Genomic DNA, 10,414 nt, shown 5'->3' with positions numbered 1-10,414 from the left:
AACGTAGTGCCGTACGCCGATGCCAAAGGCGATACGTTGACCGTGTTGCATAACAAGGCCGGCAGCCTGGGCGTTTCAGTCGGTTTCAATACTCAGACACTGCCCGTGTTTTCCCTATGGAAAAACACTGATACCCAAGGCCAGGGGTATGTGACGGGGCTGGAGCCGGGGACAAGCTTTTCCTACAACCGCCGTTATCAGCGGCCACTGAACCTGGTACCGACAATCGGGCCGAAGGAACACAAGCAGTTCCGCATCCGCTACAGCTTGTTGGCGGATAAGGCGGCTGTGGATAAGGCCTTGAAACAGGTGAGCGAGATTCAGGGTGGGCGGGAGACTGAGGTGCGGCAGACGCCGTTGGTTGATCTGACCAAGGGGTGACACCGGCTAAAGCATTGTCGGCCGATATCGCAACGCCTCGGCCAAATGTCTGCGTCTGGTTCCATCGACCAGTTCAAGATCCGCCAGCGTGCGATCTTGAGCAGTCGATGGGCTGCTCGCAGACGCCCGATCAGCGCAAATCCGCGCGAGTCGGGAGGTCGCCGCCGCTATCCTTCCTGGTAATAGCCGTCGCAAATGACCTTCAGCAAGATCTGATCAGCCTCGGTATGTAAACGCAAAATGGCATTCTCTACGTCTTCCTTATAGGCCGGCTGAGTCGCGATTTCCCGAACGTGATCCGCCATTTGCGCCGACATGCGTGGGTGCAGCGAGATGAACTGTTCCAGCGAAAGCTCCTCTTCGGGATGCTTCTCCCCGCACACCTGATGGGAAGCGACGACCACGACGGCAATTTCGTGGTCGCTGGCAGCTTGGGCATTCATCACTGGCGCGCAGGCAATGAGTGCGATGGACATGCCAATGCGGGCTATCTTGGGCAACATTCAAAACTCCGGCTCTTGATTGATTGGCATCAATGCCAAGGCGATTCTATCGGCCGGATTTCTCTGTTTCTTTAGTGCCCGGGTTCTCCTTTCAGCTAATCCCGAACGAGCACGCTAAGTGCCTATTGCTACAAAATTCCTCGCATCTTCATGACGTAGCCCCTGATTGACACAACAGCACTTATGTAACGCGAAAGGACGCCGATACCGTGCACAGCACGCAAGTACCGCAGCAGCACTGACGCCATAGAAGGCAGGAGCCCGAACAATGTTGGAACACATCTGGCGCAGCATCCATTCCCCGGGCTATTTCCCCAACGTACTGGAATGGATGATCCATATTCTCCTCAACCCTTTCATGGTGATTATGTGCCTGATGGTCGGAGCGCTGGCCGGTAAATGGTGGAGAACACTTTCATACGGCAGCCTGACTTGTTATGTGGTCTTCCTGAGCCGGTCGTCCTTCTACCGGTGGGGAAGCATTTTCCCCGAAGCCGGCCTGCCTGCGCTGGCGATTGACAGCGCGCTGCTGGCCCTCCTCGGCTTTTATTTGAAAGGCGTACTCAGAACCCGCTCACAAGCAAGACCCGAAGGCCATTGGCTGCGCAGGCTTTATCAAGGCCTCAAGGTCATCATGCTGACAGTCATGGTGATGTTCTGGGTAGTCGTCGTGCTGTTTGTCATGATCTTCACCCTCTCGGTCGTTACCAAGCCGTCATTGGCGCACTGACCAACCCTCACGCTCATCGCCCTTTATTGCATTGGCACCAGCGCAGCGTTTGCGGATGGCTCGCAAGCGATAAACGATACGGCCGGGCAGACAGGGATGGAAACCGACGCGCTGCGCCCGGGTGTTTCGGTCGGACGACCCGACGGCGAGTTCATTACACCTGGCGAGTATCTTCAATTCCGGACAGGCAGAACTCGGAGAGCTCCTTGATGGCTTGGCGCAGCTCGTTCTGTGCGCTCAAAAACATGTCTATCCGGGCTGAATGAAGATGTCCCTCTTGCGGTACAAGCCCCGTCGATACGGCAAGTTTCACCTTCATATTGATCGTGAGCCTGGTGCATTCATTGATAAAATCCTGAACGTTCATAAATCTTCCTGAGTCAGCCCCGAAAAAACTGTAAGAAATAACCTATCCGACATCAAATTGCCACACTACCGTGCTGAAACCCGGTTATAGAGCGGTTCTCTCCTCAATGCGGAGGGCATTTCCGTAGCAGGAACCCACACGAAGTGACCGACAGGATGTGATCAACCGAGTGAACTGATATGCCGAAGACAAAACCGCAAAACAAACCCGCCACCACCGCCGCCGACATCGAGCGCTCTATCCAGGCGCTGAACAAAATGGCTGAACGGCTGTGGGGCGACGGCCGTGAGAGCGAGGCCAAAGCCCTTCTCGATGCGCTGGACGCGCTGAACCGCGCTCTGGACCGGATCAGGATTGGCGAGAGCCGCCGGGTGCTTCACTGAGCCGAGGGGCATTGGTGAGCCCCGCTCATGACTCCATCCTGTTTTTGCCCCTTAATCCCTCAAGCGTGTCTTCCTAGTATGTGGATCAGGTTGGATCGGCCTCGCAGTGGCGGCGTCGGTCCTCGCAACCAGACCTCAGGAAACCGCCCTATGAAACTGCTCACACCCGCCCTCGCCGGTCTGTTTTTCTCGGCACTGGTCAGCGCTGAAGAAGGCAAGGCGCGCCCCGACCCCAAGCCGTCGCCGGATGTGCTGGAGGTCACGCCGCAGCTTTACGCCTACACCACCGAGTTGCTGTTCGGTGAAGTCTGGAAGCGGCCGGATCTGGTCCCGCGTGACCGCAGTCTCATTACCCTCGCGGCGTTGCTCGCCAGCGGTCAGACCGCGCAAATGACCAGCCATATCAAACTGGCGCTCGACAACGGCGTGAAGCCCGAAGAAATCACCGGTCTGATCACCCATTTGGCCTTCTACAGCGGCTGGCCCAATGCAATGTCGGCGGTCGGCGTCGCCAAACAGGTATTTGCCGAACGCGGCCTGACGGCTGAACAGATCGCGCCGCCGGAAGGCGACTGGCTCAAGCTTGAAGAGCAAGCCGAAGCCAGACGCCGGGCGGCGGTCGATGCCAACGTCGGTGCAACCGCTCCAGAGCTGGCGCGCTACACCAACGATGTGCTGTTCGCCGATCTGTGGCGGCGCACCGACCTCGCGCCCCCGGATCGCAGCCTGATCACCGTGGCGGCGCTGATCAGCCAGAACCAGTCGGCACAACTGCCCTTCCACCTCAATCGGGCGATGGACAACGGCCTGACCCGCGAGCAGGCGGCCGAAGTGGTGACGCATCTGGCGTTCTACGTAGGCTGGCCGAAAGCGATGTCGGCGGTGCCGGTACTCAAGGATGTGTTTGAGTCGCGCGGTAAATCGTAAGGTCTGTCGGGCGCGGGAGTTTGTCCTGCGCCCCACGCGACGTTCAGGCCCTGGCTCGCAAAACCTTCACACTCGCAAACGTCGCCTCGCCCCGCGCCTCATCCAGCAAATTGCTCGGCCTCGATACCCGCGCCGGACGGACTGCCGGCCTCGCCACCTCGATACGCTCCGCCTCCAGCCCCGCCCGCTCCTCACTCGGCGGCACGCCGAAGTATTCGCGGTAGCACTTGGAAAAATGCGGGGTGGAGACAAAGCCGCACACCACCGCCAGTTCAACAATGGAAATCGGTGTCTGCTTGAGCAACTGGCGAGCGCGGATCAGTCGCAGTTTCAGGTAGTAGCGCGACGGAGAGCAATGCAGGTATTTCTGGAACATCCGCTCCAGTTGTCGGCGGGACACATCGACATATTTCGACAGGTCGTCGAGGTCGATGGGTTCTTCGAGGTTGGCCTCCATCAACGCGACGATCTCCTGCAACTTCGGCTGCTGGGTGCCGAGCATGTGCTTGAGCGGCACGCGCTGCTGATCGCGCTCATCGCGGATGCGTTCGTAGACGAACATTTCCGAGATCGCCGCCGACAGCTCATGCCCGTGATCGCGGCCGATCAGGTGCAGCATCATGTCCATCGGCGCGGTGCCGCCGGAGCTGGTGAAGCGGTTGCGGTCGAGGGTAAACACGCTGGCACTGACGGTGACCCGCGCGAAGGCTTCCTGCATCGCCGCGAGAAATTCCCAGTGGACGCTGCATTCAAACCCATCGAGCAACCCCGCCTGCGCCAGCGCCCAACTGCCGGTGCAAACACCGCCCATACGCTTGGAAAGACGCGCCTGATTGCGCAACCAGACGACATGGCCGCGCGTGACCACGTTGTGAATACCCACCCCGCCACAGACGATGACGGCATCCAGCACCAGTCCATCCTGAGCCGACGCGTCCGGGGTCACGGGCACGCCATCGCTGGCCTGCACCGCCGCGCCATCGAGGCTGAGGGTGTGCCAGCGATACAGCTCTTCACCCGCCAACTGATTGGCCATGCGCAGTGGTTCCACCGCCGAGGCCAGGGAGATCAGGGTGAACTGATCCAGCAGCAGAAAACCGATGGACTGGCTGGACGTGGTCAAGATGTCTCGCCCACCGAAACCGTTCCCCGCGCCGCGCCATGCTGCCGCGTGGTCACCAGGCCGATAAAGGAAATCACCAGGGCCAGGCCGATGGTCGAGGTCACCTCCAGGCGATGTTCCGGCGTCACCATCATCACGCCCAACGCCGCGCAGATGAACGCGATGACCAGATAGGTCAGCCACGGAAACAGCCACATGCGGAAGCTCAACTGGACATTGCGTCGGTGCAGCATCCGGCGCATGCGCAGTTGCGAAATCGCGATGACCAGATACACCAGCAGCGCGATGGCGCCGGAACTGGCGAGCAGGAATTGAAACAGGCCGGCCGGCATGAAGTAGCTGAACAACGTCACCCCGGCGCCGATCACGGTGCTGGCGATCACGGCGGCACGCGGTACACCCGCCGCGGATGTCACTTTCAACGGCGCGGGTGCATCGCCACGTCGGCCCAGAGAAAACAGCATCCGCGAGGAAATGTAGATCGAGGAGTTCATGCAACTGGCGACGGCGATCAGCACGACCACATCCACGAGAAATTTGGCGTGGGGAATGTTCATCAGTTCAAGGGCGCGCTGGTAGGAGCCCACGGACGCCAGCAACGGATCGTTCCACGGCACCACGGAAATCACCACGAAGATCGACAACACGTAGAACACACCGATGCGCCAGATCACCGAACGGGTCGCCTTGGCGATGTTCTGCGCCGGATTGTCGGACTCGGCAGCCGCGATGGTCACCGCTTCCGTGCCGATGAAGCTGAACATGATGGTGATGAACGCACCGACCACCGCTGAATAACCATTGGGCGCGAAGCCGCCGTGTTCTTCCATCAAACGGCTCAGGCCGCTGGCCTCGCGCTCGGGAATCCAGCCCATCAGCACCGAAAACCCAAGGCCGATGAAACCGATGATCGCCACGACCTTGGCCATCGCGAACCAGAATTCGAACTCACCGTACTTGGCGACGCTGAACAGGTTGGTCACCACCAGCACGATGATCGACAGCAAGGCGAACAGCCAGGCGTCGACCTGGGGAAACCACTGGTTCAGGACATGCCCGGCGGCCAGCGCCTCGATGGGAATCACCAGCACCCAGAACCACCAGTAGAGCCAGCCGATGGTGAAGCCGGCCCAGCGGCCGATGGCCTGGTCGGCATAGGTGGAAAACGAGCCGGTGTCCGGATGGGCCACCGCCATTTCACCGAGCATGCGCATGACCAGCACGACCAGCAGGCCGGAGAACAGATAAGCGAGCAGCACCGCCGGACCGGCGGCGGCAATGGCGTGTCCGGAGCCGACAAACAGCCCCGCGCCAATGATTCCCGCGATGGAAAGCATGGTGACGTGACGCGGCTTGAAGCCCTGCGCCAACTGACCGTTCGAGTCCTTCGAGTTCAGGCTATTCATTGTTTTTGTTGTTCTCGGGTGATCGACGTTGAGGCGTACTGACTGAGGGTCAGGCGATCATCATTTCTTCCTGTTGCCCCTTGTGAAAGCGGCGCACCTCAAACGCATCGGCGTTTCTGATCAGTCATACGGCATACGCACGGCGATGAAATGATGCGTCACCTTACGTGCCTCGTCCGCCGCACAAATAGCCTGAGAACGGCATGCCTGAGCCTGATTTCGACATGCCGCCGCTGTCGCCCGGCCCAATGTCGGGTTGCCGGTTAGTATGGTATTCAGGGCAAACTGTGCGGTGAACGAGCCGTATTGAAAGAGAGCGTTGATGCAAGTCAGAAGTGAACGTGCCGCCACAGCCTGTGGCCTTGTGGCGATTCTGTTGTGGAGTACCGCCGCTGGACTGATCCGCAGTGTGAGCGAGTTGTTCGGCCCGTTGGCGGGCGCGGCGCTGATCTATTCGCTGGGCGCCGTCATGCTGGTGGCGATGCTGGGGCGACCGCGCCTGCGCTCCACTTCCTGGATGTACCTGATCCTCGGCACCGGGCTGTTTGTCGCCTACGAGGTGTGCCTGTCGCTCGCCCTCGGGTTTGCCAGCAATCGCAATCAGGCGATTGAACTGGGCGTGGTGAATTACCTGTGGCCCTGCCTGACCGTGCTGCTGGCGATTGTCATGAACGGGCAGAAGGCGCGCTGGTTCATCGTACCGGGTACGGCACTGGCGTTGTTCGGCATCGTCTGGGTGGTCAGCGGCAACGGGCTTTCAGTGGCCTCGATTGTCGCCAATATCCAGTCCAACCCGCTCAGCTACAGCCTCGCCCTGGCCTGCGCAATCACCTTTGCCCTGTACTGCAACATCACCCGGCGCTATGCCGGCGGGCAGAATCTGGTGGTGCTGTTTTTCGTCCTGACCGCGCTGGTGCTGTGGGGCAAACACGCCTTCAGCGCTGAAGTGATTCCCCCGCTCACCCTGCGCAGCAGCCTCGAGCTGATTGCCGCGAGTACTGCGATGGCTGTGGGGTACGCGCTGTGGAATATCGGCATTCTGCGCGGCAACCTCACGTTGCTGGCGACCGCCTCGTACACGGCGCCAGTGCTGTCGTCGGCGTTCGCGGCGATATGGCTGGGCGCAGCACTGGACGTACAGTTCTGGCAAGGCGCGGTGCTGGTCACCGTGGGCTCGTTGGTCTGCTGGCTGGCGACCCGTGAACGGGTGCAGGAGCGCCAGCAAGAACCGGCGTGACCCGTGCCGCTCGTCCCGCCGTTCGCACCTTTGCCGCCAGCGGTCTTCCAACGCTTACACCCCCTGCACGGAAGATCACCGATGAACAGAAAAATCGCGGCCCTGACCTTCGCCGGCCTCCTGGCCGTCTGTGCTTTCCCCACGCTGGCCGCCGGCCAGTCGACGGCCGGTTCGACGGTTCCGCCGACCGCCATTCCCGGTGTCAATCAGGGCGGCGGCAGTGAGTCCAAGGATGACAAGGCCGACACCAAGGGCGAGGAAGCCTCAGGGTCGAACTCCGGCGCCGACGCGAAAGCCATCGAGAAAGACGCTGCAACCTCCAGCGGCTCCAAGAGCGACAAGAAGAAACATCCGATCAACAACTGACCACGAAAAAGGCCTGCCGAAAGGGCAGGCCTTTTTCGTATCGACGTCACGGCTTCAGAATCAGCACCGGTTCGCCCTTCTTGACGATGTAGGTCGCCAGTTCCGAGCCCTTCTCCTGGCCGACGTTTTTCGCGATATGCGCCACGCCCTCGGGGATATACAGCGAGTCCCCGGCCTTGAGCGTGACCGGCGCGCGGCCCTCCAGTTGATATTCGAACGTGCCGCTGATGACGTAAGCCACTTCCACGCCGGGGTGGGCATGCCTTGGCGAGGTCACGCCCGGCTCGAAATCGACACGGGCCTGGATCACTTCACGATCCGCCGCGCCCAGATCCTGGCGGACCAGATCGGTGCGGCTCAGCCCTTGTTGCCAGTTTTTCGCGGCCGGTTGGGTGTCCGCCGCATGGGCGAAGCCGCTCAAGGACAGCAGAATCGCCGTGGCGGCCAGAAGTCGATTGCATCGCATGATGTTGCCCTCTCGAAGTGTGTGGTGACGGCCATCACTTTGTCCGGCGCATGTAGCGACGATGTGTCAGGGAACGGCAGATTGTTATCGGCGTGTATGCGCGAACGCGCTTGATACACGCCAATACAAAACCTGAAGGTTATTCGCTGAGGTCAGAGGCCGAGATCGACCCGGCGTTCTGCACCAGATCGATCAGCCAGGTGCGGAACGCCACGACTTTTTTCGAGTTGGCGATTTCCAGCGGCGTCACCAGATAAAAACCCAGGTCGGACTTCAGCTTGAGGTTGAACGGCGCCACCAGTTTCCCGGCCTTCAAGTCGTCGTCGACGTAGGTGGAGCGCCCGATGCACACCCCCAGACCGTCGATGGCGGCCTGCACCGCCATCATCGCCAGATCGAACGTCAGCCGCGTGCCTTCGGCGAGTTTCTTCGGCTGCCCCGCCGCACTCAACCACATATTCCAGTCGTTGCTGGTCATGCCGCTGACTTGCAGCAAGGTGTGATTGGCCAGATCGACCGGGCTTTTCAAGGCTTTGGGGCCGGTCAGCAGTTTGGGGCTGCACACCGGAAAAATCTCGTCGGACATCAGCCAGTCCGCGCGCAAGCCTTTCCAGTCACCGAAACCGTAGCGGATCGCCGCGTCGATGCCGCCCTTGCGGAAATCCACCAGCTCGGTGGATGCGGTGACTCGCACGTCAATATTGGGGAACGCATCCTGAAACGATGCCAGACGCGGCAACAGCCATTTGGAGGCCAGGGACACCAGGGTGCTGATGGTCAGTGCGCTGTTGTTGGTCGATTCGAGCAACATTTCCGTGGAGTAGCGCAATTCATGGAACGCCGAACGAATACCGGGCAGGTACGCATGCCCTTCGGTGGTCAGCGCCAGGCCATCCTTGAGCCGCAGAAACAGGCGAACACCCAGTTCATCTTCCAGTCGGCGGATCTGATGACTGATGGCCGTCTGGGTGACGTTCAACTCTTCGGCGGCCTTGGTAAAACTCATATGGCGGGCAGCCGATTCGAACGCTTTCAATCCATTGAGAGAGGGAATCCGGGCGACCATAAGACTTCGTAATGCTCATGAGATTTTGTCATAAGGTAGCACCCAAGAAGTCCTTTGCAAAATGTTTCCGTGGTCGTGGATTCTAGCGTCGCTTTCAAGCCACAACGGCCTGAAAACGACCACTCAAAGGATGAGATCGCCGTGAATAAAACAGTTGAAATCAACAACAGCCCGGACGAAAAAGCGCCACAACTGAAAGCTCGCAATGCCTCGAGAATGGCTGAAATCAGCCGTCCGCATTTCGACGCCGCGTATGAAAAAGGTCTGATGGGGGTTTCCTGCCGTGTGCTCGACAACCGCCGCATCGAAATCGCCACCAGCGGCAAGGAAGTCATCGACTACACCCGCTGCGGTTACCTCAACCTGGACGCCCATCCAAAAGTGCTCGCCGCCGCCAAGGCCTCGATGGAAGAAATCCCCTCGACGCACTTTTCGGTAGCCCGCACCCGCCTGTCCGCCGAACCGCTGGTACGCCTGGAACACACCCTGGCCAAGCTGTTCGATGTCAACGGCGTGGTGGTGTTTCCAACCGTAGCCGCCGCCAACATGGGCGCCCTGCCGCTGCTGGCCGCCGGCCTGTTCACCGGCGGTGAGAAGCCGCTGATCGCGTTCGACCGTTTCGCCCACGTGACCCTGCAATACCACATCCCGATCCTGCGCGAAGAGACCGACGTGATCGTCATCGAGCACAACGACCTCGAACACCTGGAGCGCCTGTGCCAGAGCGGTCGCAAGGTCGCCTACGTCGGCGACGGCGCGTACTCGATGGGTGGCGCGGCGCCGGTTCGCGAACTGCGTGCCCTGCAAGACAAATACGGCCTGTTCGTCTATCTGGATGACGCCCACGGCATTTCGGTGGTCGGCAAACACGGCGAAGGTTTCGTCCGTTCGCAACTGGACGGCCTGGACGAGAACACCATCGTCGCTGCCTCCCTGGGCAAAGGCTACGGCGCCGCCGGTGGCCTGCTGATGCTGGGCACCAAGCACATCGAAAACTCGATCCGCCGCTACGCTCCGACCTACGGTTTCTCCTGCGCACCGAACATGGCGGCCGTGGGCGCGGCACTGGCCTCGGCGGAAATCCACGCCACGCCGGAACTGCACAAACTGCAACACGCGCTGCGCAACAACATGAAACTGTTCGACAACCTGATCCCGACCGAAACCAGCGGCAGCGAACTGCCGATCCGCATCGTGCGCATCGGTAACGAAGAAGCCGCGATCGCCAAGGGTGAATACCTGCTGCAACAGGGTCATTACACCTCCGTGGTGTTCTTCCCGACCGTTCCGCGCGGTCAGGCAGCCCTGCGCATGTCGGTCACCGCCGCCCACAACCCGGCCGACATCCTCGACCTGAGCCTGATGCTCAAGAGCAGCGATGCGCACCTGGACAGCGCCCCGACCACCGCCCAGCTCCAGCCTGCGCTGGCCGTTTGACTGACGTCGTGCAGGAGACTTT

13 protein-coding genes are annotated in these 10,414 nt (G+C 60.4%); 7 read left to right on the top strand and 6 right to left on the bottom strand.

What is annotated here, in order from left to right; translation table 11 throughout:
- Nucleotides 1-381, top strand: a 381-nt coding sequence (locus tag N8H74_RS26355; protein ID WP_262146248.1) for an aldose 1-epimerase family protein, incomplete at its 5' end; no start/stop codon positions are given.
- 167 nt (nucleotides 382-548) lie between these two features.
- On the opposite strand, the gene N8H74_RS26350 is transcribed toward N8H74_RS26355, so the two are convergent.
- Nucleotides 549-884: a hypothetical protein gene (locus N8H74_RS26350; RefSeq protein WP_262151499.1), complete on the bottom strand. Its 336-nt coding sequence runs from the start codon at nucleotides 882-884 to the stop codon at nucleotides 549-551.
- A gap of 268 nt (nucleotides 885-1,152) precedes the next feature.
- On the opposite strand from N8H74_RS26350, the gene N8H74_RS26345 reads away from it, so the two are divergent.
- Nucleotides 1,153-1,614 carry a hypothetical protein gene (locus N8H74_RS26345; protein WP_262151497.1) on the top strand — a complete coding sequence of 154 codons (462 nt, stop codon included), beginning with the start codon at nucleotides 1,153-1,155 and terminating at the stop codon, nucleotides 1,612-1,614.
- 154 nt (nucleotides 1,615-1,768) lie between these two features.
- Here the strand turns inward: N8H74_RS26345 and N8H74_RS26340 are convergent, their stop codons facing one another.
- On the bottom strand, nucleotides 1,769-1,981 hold the full coding sequence (locus tag N8H74_RS26340) for a hypothetical protein (RefSeq protein WP_262151496.1): 213 nt from the start codon (nucleotides 1,979-1,981) through the stop codon (nucleotides 1,769-1,771).
- A 179-nt stretch (nucleotides 1,982-2,160) separates the two neighbouring features.
- Between N8H74_RS26340 and N8H74_RS26335 the strand changes: the two genes are divergently transcribed.
- Together N8H74_RS26335 and N8H74_RS26330 are read left to right on the top strand one after the other, a co-directional pair.
- Complete coding sequence (locus tag N8H74_RS26335; protein WP_262151494.1) at nucleotides 2,161-2,364, top strand: hypothetical protein; 204 nt, start codon at nucleotides 2,161-2,163, stop codon at nucleotides 2,362-2,364.
- A 150-nt stretch (nucleotides 2,365-2,514) separates the two neighbouring features.
- Complete coding sequence (locus N8H74_RS26330; RefSeq protein ID WP_262151492.1) at nucleotides 2,515-3,291, top strand: carboxymuconolactone decarboxylase family protein; 777 nt, start codon at nucleotides 2,515-2,517, stop codon at nucleotides 3,289-3,291.
- A 43-nt stretch (nucleotides 3,292-3,334) separates the two neighbouring features.
- Here the strand turns inward: N8H74_RS26330 and N8H74_RS26325 are convergent, their stop codons facing one another.
- Both N8H74_RS26325 and gabP read right to left on the bottom strand, forming a co-directional pair.
- Complete coding sequence (locus tag N8H74_RS26325; RefSeq protein ID WP_262151490.1) at nucleotides 3,335-4,414, bottom strand: GlxA family transcriptional regulator; 1,080 nt, start codon at nucleotides 4,412-4,414, stop codon at nucleotides 3,335-3,337.
- The gene (gene gabP / locus N8H74_RS26320; protein WP_262151488.1) at nucleotides 4,411-5,820 is read right to left on the bottom strand and encodes a GABA permease; all 1,410 of its coding nucleotides are present in this window, start codon (nucleotides 5,818-5,820) and stop codon (nucleotides 4,411-4,413) included. The genes N8H74_RS26325 and gabP overlap by 4 nt, the downstream gene beginning before the upstream one ends.
- Before the next feature lie 322 nt (nucleotides 5,821-6,142).
- Here gabP and yddG point away from each other — a divergent pair, with 322 nt between their 5' ends.
- Both yddG and N8H74_RS26310 read left to right on the top strand, forming a co-directional pair.
- A complete protein-coding gene (yddG, locus tag N8H74_RS26315) occupies nucleotides 6,143-7,057 on the top strand; it encodes an aromatic amino acid DMT transporter YddG (protein ID WP_262151486.1) in 915 nt (304 codons plus the stop codon).
- 81 nt (nucleotides 7,058-7,138) lie between these two features.
- A complete protein-coding gene (locus N8H74_RS26310; RefSeq protein WP_262151484.1) occupies nucleotides 7,139-7,423 on the top strand; it encodes a hypothetical protein in 285 nt (94 codons plus the stop codon).
- Between the two features lie 46 nt (nucleotides 7,424-7,469).
- On the opposite strand, the gene N8H74_RS26305 is transcribed toward N8H74_RS26310, so the two are convergent.
- On the bottom strand, nucleotides 7,470-7,889 hold the full coding sequence (locus tag N8H74_RS26305; RefSeq protein WP_217834230.1) for a cupin domain-containing protein: 420 nt from the start codon (nucleotides 7,887-7,889) through the stop codon (nucleotides 7,470-7,472).
- Nucleotides 7,890-8,028: 139 nt separating this feature from the next.
- Entirely contained in the window at nucleotides 8,029-8,955 is a 927-nt protein-coding gene (locus N8H74_RS26300) for a transcriptional regulator GcvA (protein WP_262151482.1), read from the bottom strand.
- A gap of 141 nt (nucleotides 8,956-9,096) precedes the next feature.
- Here N8H74_RS26300 and N8H74_RS26295 point away from each other — a divergent pair, with 141 nt between their 5' ends.
- A complete protein-coding gene (locus tag N8H74_RS26295; RefSeq protein ID WP_262151480.1) occupies nucleotides 9,097-10,392 on the top strand; it encodes an aminotransferase class I/II-fold pyridoxal phosphate-dependent enzyme in 1,296 nt (431 codons plus the stop codon).
- The last annotated feature ends 22 nt before the right edge of the window (nucleotides 10,393-10,414 follow it).

The organism is Pseudomonas sp. B2M1-30 (assembly GCF_025447575.1).
GTDB lineage: Bacteria > Pseudomonadota > Gammaproteobacteria > Pseudomonadales > Pseudomonadaceae > Aquipseudomonas > Aquipseudomonas botevensis.
The sequence above is the reverse complement of the archived record's forward strand: the minus strand, read 5'-3'. Positions and strand labels throughout refer to the sequence as shown.